Annotated in this window: 16 protein-coding genes; 3 read left to right on the top strand and 13 right to left on the bottom strand. The window is 72.8% G+C overall.

Translation table 11 applies throughout. The annotated features are described in order from the left end of the window. Positions 1 to 33 precede the first annotated feature (33 nt). Positions 34 to 813 (top strand): SIR2 family NAD-dependent protein deacylase, encoded by a 780-nt coding sequence (locus ACH4EB_RS06260; protein WP_398346160.1) that lies wholly within the window; start codon positions 34 to 36, stop codon positions 811 to 813. A 69-nt stretch (positions 814 to 882) separates the two neighbouring features. Beyond that, positions 883 to 1,467: a GNAT family N-acetyltransferase gene (locus tag ACH4EB_RS06255; RefSeq protein ID WP_398346159.1), complete on the top strand. Its 585-nt coding sequence runs from the start codon at positions 883 to 885 to the stop codon at positions 1,465 to 1,467. Between the two features lie 311 nt (positions 1,468 to 1,778). Here the strand turns inward: ACH4EB_RS06255 and ACH4EB_RS06250 are convergent, their stop codons facing one another. From ACH4EB_RS06250 to ACH4EB_RS06225, 6 genes are all read right to left on the bottom strand, one after another. After that, positions 1,779 to 2,927 carry a nucleoside 2-deoxyribosyltransferase domain-containing protein gene (locus ACH4EB_RS06250; protein WP_398346158.1) on the bottom strand — a complete coding sequence of 383 codons (1,149 nt, stop codon included), beginning with the start codon at positions 2,925 to 2,927 and terminating at the stop codon, positions 1,779 to 1,781. Beyond that, positions 2,917 to 3,765: an alpha/beta fold hydrolase gene (locus ACH4EB_RS06245; RefSeq protein WP_398346157.1), complete on the bottom strand. Its 849-nt coding sequence runs from the start codon at positions 3,763 to 3,765 to the stop codon at positions 2,917 to 2,919. Before ACH4EB_RS06245 ends, ACH4EB_RS06250 begins: the two co-directional genes overlap by 11 nt. A gap of 103 nt (positions 3,766 to 3,868) precedes the next feature. Continuing rightward, the gene (locus ACH4EB_RS06240) at positions 3,869 to 4,807 is read right to left on the bottom strand and encodes a macrolide 2'-phosphotransferase (RefSeq protein WP_398346156.1); all 939 of its coding nucleotides are present in this window, start codon (positions 4,805 to 4,807) and stop codon (positions 3,869 to 3,871) included. Further along, positions 4,804 to 6,747, bottom strand: coding sequence for an ABC transporter ATP-binding protein (locus tag ACH4EB_RS06235; RefSeq protein ID WP_398346155.1), 1,944 nt, complete (start codon positions 6,745 to 6,747; stop codon positions 4,804 to 4,806). Before ACH4EB_RS06235 ends, ACH4EB_RS06240 begins: the two co-directional genes overlap by 4 nt. Beyond that, positions 6,744 to 8,450 carry an ABC transporter transmembrane domain-containing protein gene (locus ACH4EB_RS06230; RefSeq protein WP_398346154.1) on the bottom strand — a complete coding sequence of 569 codons (1,707 nt, stop codon included), beginning with the start codon at positions 8,448 to 8,450 and terminating at the stop codon, positions 6,744 to 6,746. The genes ACH4EB_RS06235 and ACH4EB_RS06230 overlap by 4 nt, the downstream gene beginning before the upstream one ends. Positions 8,451 to 8,531: 81 nt before the next feature. Then, positions 8,532 to 10,112: an amino acid adenylation domain-containing protein gene (locus ACH4EB_RS06225; protein ID WP_398346153.1), complete on the bottom strand. Its 1,581-nt coding sequence runs from the start codon at positions 10,110 to 10,112 to the stop codon at positions 8,532 to 8,534. A 96-nt stretch (positions 10,113 to 10,208) separates the two neighbouring features. Between ACH4EB_RS06225 and ACH4EB_RS06220 the strand changes: the two genes are divergently transcribed. Continuing rightward, the gene (locus tag ACH4EB_RS06220; RefSeq protein ID WP_398346152.1) at positions 10,209 to 11,918 is read left to right on the top strand and encodes a CocE/NonD family hydrolase; all 1,710 of its coding nucleotides are present in this window, start codon (positions 10,209 to 10,211) and stop codon (positions 11,916 to 11,918) included. 10 nt (positions 11,919 to 11,928) lie between these two features. Here ACH4EB_RS06220 and ACH4EB_RS06215 read toward each other — a convergent pair whose 3' ends face one another. From ACH4EB_RS06215 to vioC, 7 genes are read right to left on the bottom strand one after another with little or no spacing between them, the layout of a single operon-like run. Continuing rightward, entirely contained in the window at positions 11,929 to 12,996 is a 1,068-nt protein-coding gene (locus ACH4EB_RS06215) for a glycosyltransferase family 2 protein (protein ID WP_398346151.1), read from the bottom strand. Continuing rightward, the gene (locus ACH4EB_RS06210; protein WP_398346150.1) at positions 12,993 to 14,327 is read right to left on the bottom strand and encodes an ATP-grasp domain-containing protein; all 1,335 of its coding nucleotides are present in this window, start codon (positions 14,325 to 14,327) and stop codon (positions 12,993 to 12,995) included. The genes ACH4EB_RS06215 and ACH4EB_RS06210 overlap by 4 nt, the downstream gene beginning before the upstream one ends. Next, the gene (locus ACH4EB_RS06205; RefSeq protein ID WP_398346149.1) at positions 14,320 to 15,003 is read right to left on the bottom strand and encodes a PIG-L deacetylase family protein; all 684 of its coding nucleotides are present in this window, start codon (positions 15,001 to 15,003) and stop codon (positions 14,320 to 14,322) included. Before ACH4EB_RS06205 ends, ACH4EB_RS06210 begins: the two co-directional genes overlap by 8 nt. After that, the gene (locus ACH4EB_RS06200) at positions 15,003 to 15,983 is read right to left on the bottom strand and encodes an NAD-dependent epimerase/dehydratase family protein (RefSeq protein WP_398346148.1); all 981 of its coding nucleotides are present in this window, start codon (positions 15,981 to 15,983) and stop codon (positions 15,003 to 15,005) included. The genes ACH4EB_RS06205 and ACH4EB_RS06200 overlap by 1 nt, the downstream gene beginning before the upstream one ends. Continuing rightward, positions 15,980 to 17,047: a Gfo/Idh/MocA family protein gene (locus ACH4EB_RS06195; RefSeq protein WP_398346147.1), complete on the bottom strand. Its 1,068-nt coding sequence runs from the start codon at positions 17,045 to 17,047 to the stop codon at positions 15,980 to 15,982. The genes ACH4EB_RS06200 and ACH4EB_RS06195 overlap by 4 nt, the downstream gene beginning before the upstream one ends. A gap of 11 nt (positions 17,048 to 17,058) precedes the next feature. After that, positions 17,059 to 17,802 (bottom strand): GNAT family N-acetyltransferase, encoded by a 744-nt coding sequence (locus ACH4EB_RS06190; RefSeq protein ID WP_398346146.1) that lies wholly within the window; start codon positions 17,800 to 17,802, stop codon positions 17,059 to 17,061. Positions 17,803 to 17,813: 11 nt separating this feature from the next. Next, entirely contained in the window at positions 17,814 to 18,833 is a 1,020-nt protein-coding gene (gene vioC, locus ACH4EB_RS06185) for an arginine beta-hydroxylase, Fe(II)/alpha-ketoglutarate-dependent (RefSeq protein WP_398346145.1), read from the bottom strand. Positions 18,834 to 18,962: the final 129 nt, after the last annotated feature.

Below are 18,962 nucleotides of genomic sequence, written 5' to 3'. Positions count from 1 at the left end.
GCCGCCCCGGCCGGTCCTCCGTAGGCTCGCGGCATGACCGGTACCGACCCCGCCCGCCCCGCCCCCCACAGCTCCTCCCGGCACCCCCTGGTGGCCATCCTCAGCGGCGCGGGCATCTCCACCGACTCCGGCATCCCCGACTACCGCGGACCCGACGGGCTGTGGCGGCGGGACCCCGAGGCGGAGAAGCTCGTGACGTACGAGTACTACATGAACGACCCGGAGATCCGGCGCCGTTCCTGGCGGATGCGGCAGGACAGCCCGGCCCTGCGTGCCCGGCCCAACGCGGCACACGAGGCGATCGCCCGGCTGGAACGGTCCGGCGTCCCGGTCCGGGTCATCACACAGAACGTCGACGGGCTGCACCAGCTCGCCGGCGTCCCCGCCCGCAAGGTACTGGAGCTGCACGGCACGGCCCGCACCGCCGCCTGCACCCGCTGCCACGCCCGGTCGCCGATGTCCGAGGCCCTCGCGCGGGTGGCCGCGGGCGACCCGGACCCGGCGTGCGCGCTCTGCGGCGGCATCCTGAAGTCGGCGACCGTGATGTTCGGTGAGCAGCTCGACCCGGAGGTGCTCGGTACGGCGCTGGGCGTGGCCAAGGCGGCCGACGTGTTCATCGCGGTGGGGACGAGCCTCCAGGTCCAGCCCGCCGCCTCGCTCGCCGGGGTCGCCGCCGAGCACGGCGCCCGGCTGGTCATCGTGAACGCGGAGCCCACCCCGTACGACGACCTGGCCGCCGAAACGATTCGCACGCCCATCGGGACCGCCCTCCCGGACCTCCTCGCCACCCTCGTGCGGCCGGATTCTCCATGACCTCGGTCGGCACCGCGGCGTGGCCGGAAATCGTGATCAACTCCCGGGCGCCCGTTATACGGTGAGGCCATGGCGACTACGGAACACAGCAGAAGGACCGCTCACCCCGAGGGGACGATCGTCTACCGGCCGGCACGCCCCGGTGACGAGGAGGCCGTCGCTGCCATCGACGGATCGTTCACCACGGACACCGTCTTCGATGTGACGCTCACCGAGGAGGGGTTCACCATCCGGCCTGTTCGGCTGGACACCCCGATCCACAAGGTCTTCCCGGACGATGAGCCGGAGGGTGGGACCGATGAGAAGGACGCGCACGACGAACGCACCATCGTGGCGGTCGACAGGGACGAGGTCTGCGGTTTCGTCGTCACCGAATACAACTCCTGGAACCGCCGGTTGACCATCGCCGACATCGAGGTGGCCCCCACGCACCGGGGCCGGGGGGTGGGGCGGGCCCTGATGAACCACGCCCTTGAGCACGCCCGGGAACGCGGTGCCGGGCACGTGTGGCTGGAAGTCACCCATATCAACGCGCCCGCGATCCGCGCCTATCAGCGTCTGGGGTTCGCATTCTGCGGGCTGGACACCTCCCTCTACGAGGGCACGGAATCGGCCGGGGAAACGGCGCTCTACATGAGCCGGCCCTGTTCCTGAACCGGGCTTGATGCCGAGCCGGGCCTGGTCCGGTCGCTGATTCCGTTCCGGGCGCCCGGTCCTTTTCCGGTAGCGGGTTCCGTTCCGGGTGCCTGGTTCCCTCCCGGTAGCTGATTCCGTTCCGGACGGCTCGTGCCCTTCCGGTGGCGGGTTCTGTCGCTCTGCCGGTTCGGCCTCTCGGCCGGTCCCGTCCCTCGGCTGGTCCGGTTTCCGGAGCCGGTTCATTTCCTGGGGCGCGGTCGGCGTGGGCTGCCGACTGCGCACCGTTTTCCCGGAGTTGCCGCAACCGCCCCCGTCCTGCGCCGTATGGCTCAGTCCGCCGCGGCGAGCAGTCCGTGGGTGACGAGCCCCAGCGTGGCCCAGTCCGAGGCACCTTCGCTGTGCAGATCCGCCACGGAGCCGACCACGAACCGCGGGTCTTCGGCGCCGGCCGCCGACCGTAGGTGGCGCAGCTCCGCCACGGTGAGCCGTACCGCGACCGGAGCGGTCCGATACGGCGACGAAGCGTGGTCGGGTTGGACGGCGGGCCCGTGGCGGAGTCTGTCCGGTGTGATCTGAAGCCCGGTCCACCGCGCGATCAGCGCCACCAGCGACGCGTCGTCGGCATCCGCCGGCGCCGTGGGGAGGGACAGCGCACGACCATCGTCCGTGAGTCTCATGCAAGTCGCCGGGTGGGCGGCGAGGACAATGGTGGTGGCGCGGAACCGGGCCCGGTCGGGGTCGCCGTGCAGCAGTATCGCGCGGGTGTCAGGGCGCTCGGCGTCCAGACGTCCGTCCACCGCGGCATCCGTACCGGCCCGGCGTACCGAGACGGACAGGGACCAGTCGTCGGAGCGCGCACCGGGCCGATGGCGGTACCACTCGACTCGGGCGTCCAGCAGTTCGTCGCCCACCGCGGTGCGGGCGGCATACCACTCCCGGAACCTGGCGGACCGCCACACCAGCAGGGGCACCGCCCGCTCGCCGGCCTGACGCGGGGCGCCGCCTCCGACCATCTCCAGGGCCGCGCGGGCGGTGTCCTCGATCGTGTGGGCCACCGGCACCCCGAGCTCCTTGGCGAAGTGCAGCAGGTACTCCATGCGATCGGCTTCCGGGGGCGTACCCAGAACGACACGCCCGGAGTCGTGCCACGCCCCCCACTTGATGTTCGACACCAGCCCCGGCAGCCGTGGCATGCGTCGCGGGATGTAGAAGGCGACGACGTCCGACAGCCGCATGGCCTCCTCTTCCCAGGCGATCTGGTCCGCGTAGTCGGGGTAGTCGCCCCCCGGTGAGGGTTCGGGGACGAAGACGGCGAGCCGGCCGGAGCCCGACCACAGCTTTCGGAGCGCCGCCACGGCTTCCCCTCGCCAGGACGGTACCTGGGGGTCGGTGGGGGTGGGGCCGGACAAGTACACGGCCCCGGACCACTGTCGGGGCAGACGCTGATCGACGTGGACGACGGTGAGATCAGTGGGCATGGGTGCCTCCGGAGGGGTGGGGTACGGCGGGGGTTTCGGCGAAGAAGCGGAGGACGGCTTCGTTGAACGCGGCGGGCCGCTCCAGGTGGCCCAGATGGCCGCACGCGGGCAGTTCCGCGTACCGTCCCGCCGGTACGGCTTCGGCGACCTCGCGGCTCAGGCGGGCGGGTGCCAGCACGTCGTCGGCGAAGCCGAGGGCCAACAGCGGTGTCCGGATGGCCTGGTAGGCGGTCAGCCGGTTCTCGGAGAGGCCCGTCGTGCGGTGCGGTGCGTCCCCGCCGGACAGGGCGGCGACCTCGAACATGTCCAGCCACTGCGCCGTGTCGGTCTCGTTCGCCAGGGTCCGGGGGGACAGGTTCTGCGTCAGGCGTGCGAACGCCTCGTACTCCGTGGGCAGTCGCACGCCGTTCTCCAGGAGCGCGCGCTCTGCCCGGGCCATGGCCGCGCCCAGGCCGTCCGGGCGCCCCCTGGTGGCCGCGACGACGGCTTGGGTGGCCAGGCCGGGCGCGGCGAGGAGCAGCTCCTGTACCACCTGGGCGCCCAGGGAGACGCCGATCAGCTTGCAGGGCGTTAGCTGTAGCGCGCTCACCAGATGTTGCGTATCGGTGACGAGGTCCGCGAGGTGGATCTCGTCGGTGCCGGAGGGGGCGGCGGCCCGGTGGTCGAAGGTGATGGCCTGGTAGCCGGCCGCCGTCAGCGCCGGTACCTGGTGCGGGTGCCACACCCGTCCCGGCGATCCGCTTCCGGCCACCAGGACGACGGGTTCGCCTTCCCCGTGGATCTCGTAGTGGATCTCGTGGGCGGGTGTCGTGCCGCCGGGCACGGTGATCGAGGGCATGGGTGGCCTCGTGCCTACTTTCCGTTCGTGGAGTCGCTTTGCGGGGCCTGGTTTCGTGGAGGCTTCTGTTGGTGGGGCCTGAGCGGTCCGCGGGCCGGCCGGGTCAGCCCTGGAGGCGGGCCAGGGCGGTTTCCACGAGGTGCGGTCGGTCGGTGTCCAGGCCGCGCAGCGCCACATGTACCCACAGGAAGGACGCGCGGGCGCGGATGTGGGCGGCCATGCCGGGCCAGACGTGTCCGCCGGAGCTGCGGTACGCCGCCAGCAGCCGGTCGAGGACCGGCGTACCCCCTGCGTAGTACATGTCCATGAAGTCCGCGGCCGGGTCGCCGACCGTGGCGTTGGCCCAGTCGAGCAGGCCGGTGAGGCGGGGTCCGGTGGCCGGTGAGTCCTCGACCAGGGTGTGCCCGGGGTGGATGTCGCCGTGGATCAGTACGAGGTGGTCGGGCCAGAGCGCGTCGTCGTCCAGCCAGGCGTGCCAGCGCCGGGCGCCGGCCGCGGACAGCGGCAGCTCGCGCTCGGCCCGCGCCAGCCGGGCGGCCACCTCGGCCCGTAGCCCGTCGGGGGTGGCCGACGGCAGGCGGTGCAGGAGCTCCGGCGGTGTGGTGTGCACGGCGACCAGGGCGCGGGCCAGTGGCTCAAGATATTGCCCGGTGGCGGCCAGGGGGTCGATGGCCCACTTGTAGACGAGGTCACGCTGGTCCTCGGCGCCCGCCGGTGCGCCGGGCAACCGGGAGTAGGCGACCAGGTCGGTGGTGTTGACGTGCCAGTGGGGCGTGCGCACGCCGACCCGGTCGCGGACCAGGTCCAATACAGCCGCCTCGGTGGCCAGTTGCGCGACGCTACTGGGGCGCCGGGGCCGACGGAGTATCCATTGCCGGCCGTGGGCGTCGGTGACGTGCAGGACGAAGAAGTCCCAGCCGCTCTCGTCGGGGACGGCCGTCTCAGGGCGCAGCGGTACGCCGAGCGCGGCCGAGGCGTACGCGATCAGACGGTCGGTGTCCGCGGCGACGGCACTTCCGTCCGGTGTCTGGACGGTGTTCATGAGGGGAGGGTGTCCTTTCGGAAGGCGGGTACGGCCGACGGCCCGGGGAGCCGGTCCGGGGAGGCGGGCGCGGAAGAGCGCGCGGCGCACCAGGACGACCACAGGTCGGCGTAGGCGCCGCCGTCCGCCAGGAGCTGCTGGTGGCTGCCCAGTTCGACGATCCGTCCGGCGTGCATCACGGCGATCCGGTCCGCGTCCTGGACCGAGTCGAGCCGATGCACGATGGAGATCACCGAGCGGCCCGCCAACAGCGCGGCCATCGACTGCTCGACGTGCCGGGAGGCCGAGGTGTCCAGCAGGGCGGTGGCCTCGTCCAGGACCAGGGTGTGCGGGTCGGCGAGCATGAGGCGGGCGAGCGCGAGCTGTTGTGCGGCCACCGCCGACACCTCGGTCTCCCCCGGCCCGACGCGGGTGTCCAGCCCGTCGGGCAGCTCGCCGACCCACCCCCGCAGGGACACGGCGTCCAACGCCTCCCACAGCTCCTCGTCGCGCCAGGCCGCACCGGATTCGGCCGGCGCCTCCCCGGCCGTCGCCCCTTCCGGGAGCGGCTTCTCGGGGAGCGTCAGGTTGTCCCGGACGGTGCCGGTGAAGACGTGGTGCTCCTGGGTGACCAGGGCGACCTCGCGGCGCAGCGTCTCGATGGCCAGCTCGGGCGTCGGCACGCCGCCGATCTCCACGGCTCCCCCGGTGGGATGGTGCACCCCGGCCAGTAGTTTGCCGAGGGTGGACTTGCCGGCGCCGGAGGCGCCCACGATGGCCAGCCGCTCGCCGGGGGCGATGTCCAGATCGATGCCGTGCAGGATCTCCCGGCCGGCCGGCCCGTCGGCGTGCTGCGGGTCGGTGCCCGCGGTGCGGTAGCCGAAGCGCACGCCGCGCAGCCGGATGTGGCGGCCGCGCGGTACCGCCCCGTTGTCCGGGCGTTCCGTGGGCAGCAACTCGACGCCGAGGATGCGGCGGAGCGCGGCGTATCCGATCTGGAGCTCGTCCGTCCAGGTCAGCAGCTCGTTCAGGGGGCCGGCCAGTCCCTGTGTGTAGAGCATCATCGCGGTGAGTTCGCCGAGGCCGACGACGCCCCCGCGGTAGGCGAACCCGCCGATGACCAGGGTCACGGCCATGGGGACCATGGTGGCCAGGTCCAGGGCGGGGTACCAGACCGTCTGGAGCCAGGTGGTCCGTTCCCGGTCCCGCACCATGCGGCCCACCGCCCTGCCGTGGTGGTCGAGCCGACGGTCGGCCAGCCCGAACGCCTCGACGGAGGACGCCCCCATGACGGTCTCGTTGATGCTGGCCAGCACCTCCGCCTCGTGGGCCAGGAAGCTCTGGTACGCGCGGGTCGCGCGCGGCCGGTACCAGCGGGTGGAGAAGACCGCGAACGGCACCCCGGCCAGCAGTCCCAGGGTCAGGAGCGGCGAGGTGAGCAGCATCGCGGCCAGGGCGAGCAGCAGGGACAGGGCTGCCATGACGATGCGGGGGATCGCCATGCGGATGCCCTCGTTGAGCCGGTCCACGTCGGCCGTGGCGCGGCTGAGCAGGTCGCCGGTGCCGACCGACTCCACCGTCTCCAGGGGCAGTCCGACCACGCGGCGGACGAAGTTTTCCCGGGTCTCGGCGAGCACCTTCTCCCCGAGGACGGCCGACCGCGCCATCGCCAGGCGCTGGAGTACCGCCTGTACGGTCAGCGCCGCCACGAAGAGGAGGGCGAGCACGTCGATGCGCAGGACGGTGGTGCCCTGTTGGACGGACTCCACCAGGTCGCCCAGCAGCCGTGGCCCGATGAGGCCGGCGGCGAGGGAGAGCGCGGAGAGCGTGAGCATCAGGGCGATGCGGCCCCCGTTGCGGCGCACGAACGACCGGAACCAGCCGCCGACATGGGACCGGTCGGCCAGCGGCAGCAGGCCCTGCGCCGACGGATCGGCGGTAGCGGGGTGGGCTGTCGTCATGAGGGGGTCTGCTCCAGGGTCTGGTGCGGCTGCGGGCGGGCCGGGTCGCCGTCCGGCGCCGGTGCGATCCGGCAGACCGCGTCGGCGGTGTTCAGCCACAGCGGGTTGCGGGTGAAGACGACGGTGGTGCGGTCCCTGCGGTAGCGCGCCACGCGTCGTACGATGCGCGCCTCGGTGGTCGCGTCGACCGCGGAGGTCGGATCGTCGAGCACCAGCAGGTCGGGGTCGGCAAGCAGCGCGCGGGCCAGCAGGAGCCGTTGGCGCTGCCCGCCCGACAGGGAGCGTCCCTGTTCGCCGAGGTGGGTGTCCAGACCGTGCGGCAGGGCGCCGAGAATGTCGGTGGCGTCGGCCGCGTCGAGTGCCGCGCGCAGCCGGTCGTCCGGGCACGGCCGGCCGCAGGTGAGTTCCGCCCGCAGCGGGCCGGTGAACAGCGCGTCGGTGTGACCGCTCAGCAGCACCCGGCGCCGCAACTCGCCCAGGTCGGCGCGGTCCAGCGGCACGTCGGCCAGCCGTGTGTGGGGCTCGGGTCCGTCCTGTCCGTGGCGGGTGATGCGGGCCGCCGTGCGCGAGGCGTACTCGCCGGGGCCGACGACCACCGTCAGGCGGCCGGCGGCCGCGGTGATGCCGGTGAGCGAGTCGGTCAGGGACAGCGGCCCGGGCGGCATGGGCATCGGATCGGCGGGCTGTCGGGGCCTGGGCGTCAGCCGCAGGAACCGGCAGACGCGGCCGGCCGCCACATGGGCCAGACTGAGGGACTCCACGGCCTCGGTGGCGGTGCTCACGGGGATGGCGAGGAACGCGGACGCGCCGTAGAAGGCGACGAGTTCGCCCGGCGTGATCACCCCGGCGAGGGTGAGCCTGGCCCCCAGCCAGACGACCAGGATCGTCACCAGGCCCGGCAGGAACACCCCGGCCGCCCCCAGCCACGCCTCCATCCGTCCCGCCAGCTCCCCGGCGCGGCGGACCTCTTGGCTGGCCCTGACGAACCGGGCGGTGAAGCCGCGTTCCCCGCCGATGCCGCGCAGGATGCGCAGCCCGGCGACCACGTCCCCGGCCTGGGAGGTGGCCGTGCCGAGCTGGTCCCGCTGGCGTTCGTTGCGGCGCTGGAGAGGTCGCAGCAGCGGGCCGATGCCCAACAGCGCGGCCGGCACGCTGATCAGCACCACCACGCCCAGCACAGGGGAGGTGAAGGTGAGGACGACCGCTATCAGGACGAAGGAGCAGAGCGCGCCCGCGGTTCTGCCCACGACCTCGAAGGCGTTGCCGATGCTCTGGGCGTCCCCGGCGGCGATGGTCACCACGTCACCGGAGCGGGCCTGGTGCCGTAGCGAGGCGCCGAGCCGGGCGGCCTGGCGGGCCAGAACGCGGTGGGTGAGGGAGACCGCGTGCATCTCGCCGCCCACCGCGGCCTGGATCAGTCCGGCGCCCGCCGCGACCTGGACCAGGCTCAGGACGAGGATGGCGCCGCCCCAGCCCAGGAGGGCGGCGGTGGAGGCGCCTTGGAGGCCGTCGTCGATGGCCCGGCCGACGGCCAGCGGCAGCAGGGCGAGCGGCACCATCCACAGCACGCCGAGGAGGGCGCCGAGCACGACCGGCCAGGGGCGGATGCGGACCAGCCACCGCAGATACCGCCAGGCGCTGCGGTGGTCGGCCTCGGGAACGGTGGCCGGCGACGCGGCGGGGTGGAACATACCGACGGGCACGGGATCTCCAGGAGGGGAAGACGGTGGTCCGGCAATGAGAGAAGCACCCGCCGCGCGGGCCGGGGGCGGGCGCGGCGGTCGTCAGCCTAGATAACGGTCGCGGGTGGCGTTGCGGTCGATCTTTCCGGTGTGGGTGTGCACGAACTCCGGTACCGGGATGATCTGACCGGGGATGACGTGCGCCGGGGCCTGTGCGGTGAGTTCGGCACGGATGCGGGCCAGGACGTGCCCGTCCGGTTCGGTGTGCCGCGCCAGCACGACGAAGGCCACCAGCGCGGGGTGGCCGGCGTCCTGCCGCGTCGCCGCGGCGACGGCGTCGACGCCCGGGCAGCGGCCGATGAGGTGCTCCACCTCGCCCAGGTCCACGCGGTAGCCGCGGATCTTGACCTGGTGGTCCGCGCGGCCGCAGAAGATCAGGGATCCGTCGGGCGCGGTGCGCACCAGGTCTCCGGTGCGGTACCAGCGGCGCGGCCCGGCGCCGTCGTCGGTGCCGGCATCCAGGAAGCGTGCGGCGGTGGCGTCGGGATTGTTGTGGTAGCCCAGCGCCAGGCTCGGCCCGGACACCTGCAACTCGCCCTCGACGTCCCGGTTGTCGTACGGGCTGCCGGTGGCGTCGCCGTCGTCCGCGGCCACCACGCGCTGCCGCACATGGGGCAGGGGGAAGCCGATGGGGACCGCGCCGCCGGCGTCCGGGAGCGGCGCCGCCCCGGGCCCGGCGAGGCCGATGGCGTGGGTGACCAGTGCGGTCTCGGTCGAGCCGTAGGTGTTGAGCAGACGCACCCGGGCGGCGTCGAGCTTGGCCCACCGGTCGAGCATGTCGGCCCGTACCGCCTCGCCGCCGATGACGAGGGTGTGCATCGAGGGGGGCAGCCGCGTCCCCCGGTCGAGGAGGTCCGCGACGAGGCTGTGCCAGAAGCCGGTGGGCAGCACCGCGATGGTGACCTCGCAGTCCACCACCGTTTCGGTGAACCGGACATGGGCCGCGTCGTCGATGACGAGCATGGCCCCGGCGGTCAGGGTGGGCAGGATCTCCTCCAGGCTGGTGTCGCCGCCCGCGCCGTGGAAGTGCAGCACCGTCTGCCGCTCGTCGACGCCGTAGAGGGCGCGGAGTTCGGGGACGACGGCCGCCAGTGCGCGGTGCGGGACCACGACGCCCTTGGGCTCGCCGGTGGAGCCGGAGGTGAAGAGCGTGTACGCGGGGGCCTCGGGGGGGACCGGTGCGGGGGCCTCGGGGGGCGTCGCCGCGGATGCCGCCCAGGTGGGGCGGACGAGGTGCGCGACCTCGGGTTGGTACCCGCTCTCCGCCGTGGCGACAGCCTCGTGGCAGCCGGCCAGCCGGAGGGTCGCGGCCAGCCGCGCAGCGGGCAGCGACGCCTCCAGGGGGACGTAGGCCCGTCCGGCGGCCAGGACGCCGAGCATGGCGGCGACATCGCGGGCCGAGTGGTGGACGACGACGCCCACCGGGGACTGCGGGGCCTCCGTGCGCGGTGCCACCGCGGCGGCCACCGCTGCCGCCCAGTGGGCCAGCGTGCCGTAGCTGATCACCAGGCCGTTGTCGACGACGGCCGGGCGGGCGGGGTCGCGCCGGGCGACCTCGAAGAACGGGTCGAGGAAATGGGGGACTTCGGCACTCGTCCCGTCATTCGGGGTGGAAAGACGCATTGTCAATACCTTATCGTCCTTGGAGCATTGCGGTACTACGCTTCGAAAGAGGCGGCCATTGATACCTGTTGACTTTTTCACTTCACCAGGAGAAGTATGCGCATCGTCATGGAAGACGGCCTGGAAATCCCGATGCGGGACGGCACGGTATTGCATGCCGTGCGATATCGCCCCGACGGGGCCGGGCCGCTGCCGACCGTCATCAGGCGTACGCCCTACGGTGCGTTGGGAGGCCCCGGTGGCCGCTCGGTCGACGCCGTGCGGCTCGTGGGGGCCGGCTACCACCTGCTGGTGCAGGACGTGCGGGGCCGGTTCCGCTCGGGCGGCACGTTCACGCCGTTCGTGCACGAGGCCGCCGATGGCGCGGACACGGTGGAGTGGGTCGCCGCCCAGCCGTGGTGCGACGGCACCGTCGGCATGTTCGGGCGCTCCTACGAGGGCTTCGCCGCCCTGCTCGCCGCCGGGGCGGGCACCGCCGCGCTGCGGGCCATCGTGCCGCATGTCGCGCCCGCCGACTCGTACGAGGGCTTCACGCACCAAGGGGGCGCGTTCCAGCTCGGTTCCCAACTGTACTGGGTGCTGTACGACATCCTGTACGACGGCGATCGCCTGGACCCCGCCGCGGCCCGCGAGGTGGCCGACGCCCTGGAGCGGATCGACGAGCTGTACCGCGAGCCGTGGCGGGCCATGGACCTCCTCGACCGACTGGCCCCCTACTACCGGGACTGGCTCACCCGCCCGGCCGGCGACGCCGCCTGGCGGCAGGGCTCGCCCAACGCCGCGTATCCGCGGATGACGGCGTCCGCGCTGCACATCGGTGGGTGGCACGACATCTTCCTCGGTGGCACGCTGCAGAATTACAAAGGAATTCGGGATCACGGCGGCTCGGCGGAATCCCGCCGCACCTCCTCTTTGCTGATCGGCCCGTGGAGTCACTGCCTCACCGACGGAATCTTTCCGCAGCGGCGTTACGGGCTTTCCGCCGACGAGCGGGCGGTGGATGTCACCGGGCTTCATATCGAACATTTCGACCGGCACCTCAAGGGAATTTCCCGGGGCCGGGCCGGAGAGGGCCGGGTGCGCCTCTTCCTGACCGGCGCCGACCGCTGGCGGACCTTCCCCGACTGGCCGGTTCCCGGCACCCGGGAAACCGCCTGGTACCTCAGCGGCGGGCCCGCCGGCACCGCCGGCGGAGGCGGGACGTTGGCCGACCGCCCCGCGGCAGCCGGCCGCGACCGGCTGCGTCACGACCCGCACGACCCGGTCCCCACCGCCGGAGGCGCGACCGCGATGCCCGGGATGTTCGTCGGTGCGGACTGCGGGCCGCTCGACCAGCGCGCGGTCGAGCGGCGACCCGATGTGCTGTGCTACACCACCGCGGAGCTGACTGACGCCCGTACCGTGATCGGTGACGTGTGGCTGACGGCCTTCCTGTCCTCCACCGCGCCCGACACCGACATCGCCGCCAAGTTGGTGGACGTCGGCCCCGACGGTCGCGCGGAGCTGCTGTGCGACGGCATCCAGCGGGTGCGGCACCGGGCGTCGGCCACCCCCACCACGCCCCTGACGCCCGATCAGGTCGTCGAGGTGGACGTCTGGCTCGGGGCGGTGGGGCACGTCTTCGCGGCGGGGCACCGCATCCGGCTGGAGATCGCCGGCAGCAATGCCCCACGCTTCGACGTCCACCCCGGCACGTGGGACGGTTCCGTGCCGCTCGACGAGGTGCGGCCGGTAGTGGACAACACGGTTCACCATGGCGGCGCGCACGCCTCCCGGCTACGGCTCCCGGTGCTCACCGCCGGCTAACCAGCGCTGCTCACGCGGTCGGCGCGGAGTCGGCAGCGACCTCGGCGTGGAAGATCGACAAGTCCTTGACCTGCTCGATCTTCCGCCCGGCCTCCCAGTGCGCCCGGCGCAGCCGGCGCTTTTGCGCGCTGGTGAGCCGGGTGCAGTGCTGGGGAATGGCGGCCAGCATCCGGGCCCGCTTGGCGTGGGCCGGGTAGCGGTCCCGTACCCGGTACGGGTCGTTCAGCAGGTGGTGCAGGGTGCCGGTGTGCAGGGCGGCCTTGAGCAGCGCGTAATACGCGGCCGCCCCGATCCCCTTGTCCCGGGTGCAGTGCACCAGCGTGCGCGACGCCTCGAACAGCCGCCAGGCCACCGGGATGCCAGGGGTCGTGAACACCCCCGTCTCCTGGGCGATACCCTCGCCCACCCCGTACCGGAAGTAGCTGCGCATGTTCTGGAAGCCGTGCTGCGCGTCGTGGAAGATCCGGGCCTCCGGCAGGTAGACCACCGGTATCCCGGCCAGTTGGAGCCGGAAGTCGAACTCCCGGTCCTCGCACCAGTGGATGAGCGGGTCGAAGTGGTACCCGCCGATGTGGTCGACGATGTCCCGGTTGTAGATGAGCGGGGGCGACAGGGCGCTGATGTAGTCGCCCTCGTCGTACTCGCGCACGCGCGCGGTCAGTTGGCTCAGCAGGCCGTCCGACTCGCCGTAGACCACCTGCCCCTTGACGACGGGGGCGGTCAGCACGGCCCGCACCATGTCCCGGACCACGCCCGGGGCAAAGGTGCAGTCGGAGTCCATGAGCAGCAGGTACTGGCCCCTGGCCACCTCGGCGCCGGCGTTGTACGCCGCGCCCAGGTTCCCCACGTCCGGGATCTCGGTGACCGTCAGCGGGCGCGGGTGGTTGGCGATCAGCTTCTTGATCTCGTCCGTGGGCCCGTTGAGCGCCAGCACGATCTCGACGTCCTCGTCGATCGAGTCGATGCAGTCGGCGATCCGGAGGTCGTCGCGCAGCGCGATGATCACGCTGGTCCGCGCGATGCCCCGGGCGAGGGTCTCCTCGTCCACCGGCTCTGTGGCGGTGTGCGTCTGCGTCATTGCCGTGTCCTTCGTGATCTTGTGCTTGCTACGGGCTTCTCGGTACGTACGGGCACCTGGGCGGGTGGGGGCTCTTCGCCTCGCGCGAGCTCCCCGCCGGCAGTCCCGGCGCCGTCGATGTCGACCGGCAGAGAGGCCAGCGCGCGCCGGGCGATCTCCTCGGCCGCGGGCAGCCCGGGCGCCGAGGCGATCACCCCCGCCAGCACGTCCGCGCCGCCGCTGTAGCGCGGCAGCACCATTCCCGGCCGCAGGTCGAGCCCCCAGAAGACGTCGTGCACCCCGGGCTCGCGCCGGGCGTCCTGGAGATCGCCGACCCGGCGGACGACGCCGCCGTCGACGGGCACGAAGCGCTGTACCACCGCGCGCCGGCGGGTGGGCACCAGTTCCTCCGGCACGAAGGCCCGGCCGAGCGCCAGGCGCACCACGTTCGGCAGCGGGTCCACGCCGGTGGCCAGCCGCATCACCTCGGTGGCGATGCGCGCGCCGGTCAGCCGGCAGGTGATCTCCAGCGGTATCACCCGGCCGTCGCGGGTGCGCAGGATGTCGGTGTTGATCACCGCCGGGTCCAGGCCGAGCGCCACCGCACCGCGGCGCACGGTGTCGGCGACCTCGTCGATCTGCGCCGGGCTCAGCACGCTGGGCAGGGTGTCCCCGCCCTCGAAGAAGTACGGGGCGAACTCCTCCTTGCGGCCGTACTCCCGGTCCGCGAAACCGAAGGGATGGAGCCGGCCGTCCACCATGAAGGCCGCCAAAGTGTGTTCGGTGCCCTCCAGGTACTCCTCGATGACCACCCGGCCGCTCGGGCTGAGCCGCAGCGCCTGGTCGGCCAGGTCCCGGGCCCGGTCGGCTGACTCGACCTTGACCACGCCGACCGAGCCCGACTGGTCGCACGGCTTGATCACGGCGGGCAGCCCGATCTCGGCGAGCGCGGCCAGCGCCTCGGTGATCCCGTCGGCCGCGCGGTGGCGGGGCATCGGCAGCCCCGCCGCCCGCAGCAGGTCGAGCCGCCGGTCCTTCAGGGTGCAGTCGAGCGCCGTGGCGACGGGCAGACCCGGGCAGCCGAACCGCTGCGCCAACGCGCTGATCACCGGCGGGTTGTCCGCGCCCAGCGAGAACACCCCGTCCAACGTGGTGATCCCGGCCGCGTCCAGCGCCGCCAGGACCGCGGCGGTGTCGTTCGGGTCGGCCACCAGCAGGTGGTCCGCCGCGGCCCGGGCGCGGTCGGTGGGCCGGTCGGTCGCCACCAGCAGTTCGAGGCCCAGGTCCTTGAGCCGGCCGAGGGAGTGGTCCATGCCCCCGCCCAGGCCGCAGACCAATACCCGGTCACCCATGTCCGCCCCGCGCCCGCAGTCCCAGCACCTGGAACACCTCGGCGTGCCCGGAACCCGCCGTGACCGCCCCGCGGTACGCGGCCAGTCCGCGGATGCCCTCGTCCCAGGCCGCGTGCCGCAGTTGGGAACGGTACGCGCGCATGGCCTCGACCTTGGTGTCGATGTGGGCGCCGATGTCCTCGGCGTACTGGAACCGCGCCAGCGGTGCCCACACCTCGTAACCGAGCACCAGGTCCGGAGCGGGCATCGGCTCCGCGCCGGCCTCCTGGAAGAAGGCCGACTGGGCCATCCACAGCGCTTCGGTGGTGAGTTGGTGCACCATCCGGTGCTCCACGTCGTCGTCGTTGTCGTGCGGCGCGTACACGACCTGCGGCCGCACTTCGCGGAGCACCCGCACCAGGGCGAGGTGGACCCGGCGGGTGAGCGCGAAGTCGCGGGACGGCTCCTCCAGCCGTACACACCGGTGCACGCCGAGGGCCTTGGCCGCCTGCTCGGTCTCGGCGTCGAACTCGGCGTCCGACACCGCGTCGTCGTGCGCGCTGCGCTCCCGGCCGATGACGATCACCACGGTCACCCGGGCCCCGTTGGCGACGTGCTTCGCGATCGACCCGCCGCACCCGATGACGTCGTCGTCGGGATGCGGCGAGACGACCAGGACGTCGCGGACGTCGCTCATCAATGGGCCCCGACCTGCTGCTCGGTGGCCGGCACCCGGCCGGCCCACTGCGCCCACCGGGCGGTCAGCGCGATGCCCTCCGCGAAGTCCACGGCGGCGCGGAAGCCGAGCAGGTCGCGGGCCTTGTCGAAGCGCGCCCTGGCCGGGCAGCGGTACAGCTCCAGCTCCCAGTCCGGCACCTCACCGCCCGCGCCGCCCGGCTGCCCGTCCAGGCGCCGCATGTCGCGGAAGGCGTCGAAGAAGCGCCCCCAGTCGACCTCCTCCTCGTTGCCGATGAGGAAACGCTCTCCGGCGGCCCGCTCGGACGCCGCGGCCAGCAGCACCGCGTCCACCACGTCGTCGACGTACACCGCGTTGCACACGCCGCCGTCCCTGCCGGGCAGCACCGCGAAGTCCCCTGCGGGGCGGTCGAGTTGCGCGCCCGTCCACTGTCCACCCCAGGGCCCGTAGACCACGCCGGGTTGCAGCACCACGGTCTCGATCCCGTCGCCGTGGGCGGCGATCACGGCTTTCTCCGCAGCGAGCTTCTGCTGCTCGTACTCGCGGTCCGAGGCGTCCTCGGCCCGGTAGGCGGTCGCCTCGGTGACCTCCGGGGCCGAGGTGGTGTCGTAGACGTCGATGGTGCTGAGGTGCACCACGCGGCGCACCCCGGCGGCCTTGGCCGCGGCCAGGACGTTGGCCGTGCCGTCGACGGTGGCGGCCCACCGGGCGGCCTCGTCGCCGGCGCTGCCGAAGCCGCAGTGGACGACGGTGTCACAGCCCTCGAATGCCGCGCGCAGCGACTCGACGTCCAGCAGGTCCGCGCCGCGGAACGCCATCCGCTCCTGCGGCAGGACCGACAGCCGGGCCACCCGGCCGAAGCCGCGGACCACCGGGCGCACGTGGGCGTCCGTGCCGAGGACGAGCCGTTCGACGACCCGGCCGCCGATGAAACCGCTCGCGCCGGTGACGGCGATGGTGCGACCTGTCAGAGAACTCATCGGGTAACTCCTGCGTTGTCGGTGCCACGGGTGGTCCACGGCTGAGGCCAGGGGGTGCGGGCCGCCCCCTGGTAGCACTCCTGGAGGAGCTCCACGACGCGCACGCCGTCCGCAGCGTCGGAGTGGAGCGCGGCCTGCCCCCGGCAAGCGGCGGCGAAGTTGGCGAGCTGCTCGGTGAACAGCAGCTCCCACTCGCCTTGGGCGGGGGCGACCGGGTCGATGTCGCCGCGGTGCAGCACCTCACCGGAGGCGGTGGTGAGGGTGCACTCGCCGGCCGGGAAGTCGGTGCCGATGGTGGCCGTGGCCTTGGTGCCCACGACGGTGCACGAGATGCCGAGCGCCCGCAGCCGGCTGAACTCCGCGAACACGTCGACCGTGCCGAACCGCAGATGCGCCGTGGCGTCGGTCTCCACGCCGCCCAGGGAGTTGTCACGGTAGTCCACGACTTCAACGGTGGGCCCGAGCCACCACAGCAAGGTGTCGAAGACGTGCGAGGCGGTGTCGGTGAGCACCCCGCCACCGGCCAGCCGGCGGTCGAACATGGACCAGGACACCGGCTCCCATGCGTAGGGGTGGCCCTCGGTCCACTCGACGCGGCACAGCTCACCGAGGTCCCCGGCCTGGATCATCCGCCGTATCCACGCGTAGGCGGGGAACAGCCGCCGGGGGTGGGCCATGGCCAGGAGGGTGTCCGGGTGTGCCTGCGCGACCTCGGCCAGGCGACGCGCGTCCGCGACGCTCGTGGCCATGGGCTTCTCCAGCAGGACGTGCTTGCCGGCGGTCAGCAGCGGCTCGACCGTCTCGGCGTGCTTGGTGTGCGGGACCACGACCACGGCCGCGTCGAACGCGTCCGGCACCTCGGCCGGATCGGTGGCCAGCACGACCTTCTCGGCGTCGGTGCCGCCGAGCTCGCGGTACAGGGCGAGGGCGTCCTCGGCCTGGCGCGGGTCCCGGTCGATCAGCGCGGTGAGCTGCACACGGCCGTTCAGGGGCGGCAGCCCCGTCAGATGGCAGGCGCGGGCCGCGGCACCGCAGCCGACGATGGCGAGACGAAGCGGAGGCATCGCTTCTCCGATCAGTTGGTAGGGGTTGAGGGGTGGTGAACCCAGACGTTGGGCTCGGTGTAGGTGCCGAAGCCGTCGGCCGTCACCCGCACCGGGGACAGCGCCCCGGGCAGCAGGTAGTCGCCCGCCTCCGGCATGGCCCGGCCCAGCGCCCGCTCCCATCGGGCGACGGGTTGCCGGATGACCAGCGAGCGCTCGGCGACGGACAGCAGCCGGGCACCGAGGTCGAGATGGGTGCGCAGCCACGGGTCGAAGCGACTGCCGTCCGCGCGCCGCCAGGCGGCGTACCGGTCCATGGGGATCAGGGGGTAGTGGTGCTTACGGGTCGGCCGCACCGGGATGAGCACGCCCCGCAGCCCGGCGGCGGCTGCGGCGTCCCGGGCCGCGGTCAGCAGGCGTTCGGCCAGCCCGGCGCGCCGGTGTCCGGCGGCCACCGAGACCGAGAGCATGCACAGCGCGTCCGGTCGCTCCGGCGGGTGGTCGACGGAGTCGACGAGGACGTCGTCGGCCCCGCCCGGCAGGCCCTCCGCGGTGCCGTCCCAGCGGACGGGCAGCCCGTTGGCGGCGGCGAGCAGCCCGCCGTCCTCGTCGACCGCGCAGAGCTGGTGCCGGGGGAAGAGCTCGTACAGGCGGTTCCAGCGCCAGTTGCCCGGCGATTCCCAGGACATGAACTCGGGCATGTTCTCGCCGATCAGCCGATCCACCTCGGGTGCGAGCCCCGGCTCACGGGAGAGGTCGGTGAGGGTGTGGCGCACGGGGTGCCGCCTCAGCCGAGCAGGCGGACGTCGGCGGTGGCCCGCAGCTCGCGGGAGCGGCGCAGGTCGGTGGTGACGCAGGCCCGCTTCAGCCAGCGGTCCGTGCCGTCGTAGCGGGCCTTGAACGGCAGTCGGCCGTGCACCGCGCGGTGGTTGTCGATCACCAGGAAGTCACCCTGCTCCGCCACGGCTTCCTGCATCCCGGCGTCGATGACCTTGCACAGTGCCTCGTAGGCGCGGCAGGCGTCCGGGTCGTCGGGCAGGTCCATGAAGTACGGGTCGACGCGCATGTACGGGTCCTGGCGGGAGCCGTACAGGAGCGCCACCGGCCGGCGCTCCTCGACGATGCGGAGGATGGTGGCGAACCGGTTCATCTCCTCCTGCGAGGCGACCGAGTTGTTCTTGGGCAGGTGCGACTCGTCCGGCGCGATGTAGAACTGCGGCTCGAAGAGTTGGTCGATGTCCTCCTTGGAGAGGAAGGACAGGTCGAGTTCGCCGACCGTGGTGGGGACGTGGTCGGGATTGCGCAGCGCACCGAGGATCAGGTAGTCGCTGCGGTAGGGGTGGAAGGCGTCCTCGGTGTGCCAGGTCAGCAGCTCCTTGCTGCCCATCCCGAGCTGGTCGTCCTCGTGCGCGCGGATCGGGAAGATGTCGTGGACGAGGTGGCCGTCCTGCTGGGTCGCCCAGCCGAACGGCTCGCCGAGCAGGGCCGAGTACAGCAGCAACAGGATCTCTTCGGGGAACTCCGGACCGGGGCGCTCGCGGCCGCGCCAGTGCTCGGGGGTGGGGCCGATGCGCTCCTGGTCGAAGTGGTGGCCGCGGATGGCGGTGAACCCACGCCGGTCGGCGAGCTGGAATTCGCGCAGGTGCCGCTGGACGTTCCGGGGCAGCTCGGCGGCCAGGGTCGGCAGATCGCGCAGCAGTTCCGGATCGTCGAAGGACCGGTAACTGCGGGACAGGGCGAGGCTCAACTCCGCGACATCGGTGGCCTCGCGCGAGTCCAGGGTGTAGCTCGTGGTGTCGTTCGGCATGCCAACTCCCAAGTGATGGTGGGGCGTACGCGATGGGGTCGGGCGGCCGTCGGGCCGCCGTGCGGGCATGCGGTCACCGTGGGCCGGGCGGCAGCCGTCGGCTCACGGGGGCGGGGACCGCGGTGTAGG

It is taken from the genome of Streptomyces sp. NPDC018045 (genome assembly GCF_044327445.1).
Lineage (GTDB): Bacteria > Actinomycetota > Actinomycetes > Streptomycetales > Streptomycetaceae > Streptomyces.
Note: the sequence above shows the minus strand (reverse complement) of the source record. Positions and strands in the feature narration are given on the sequence as shown.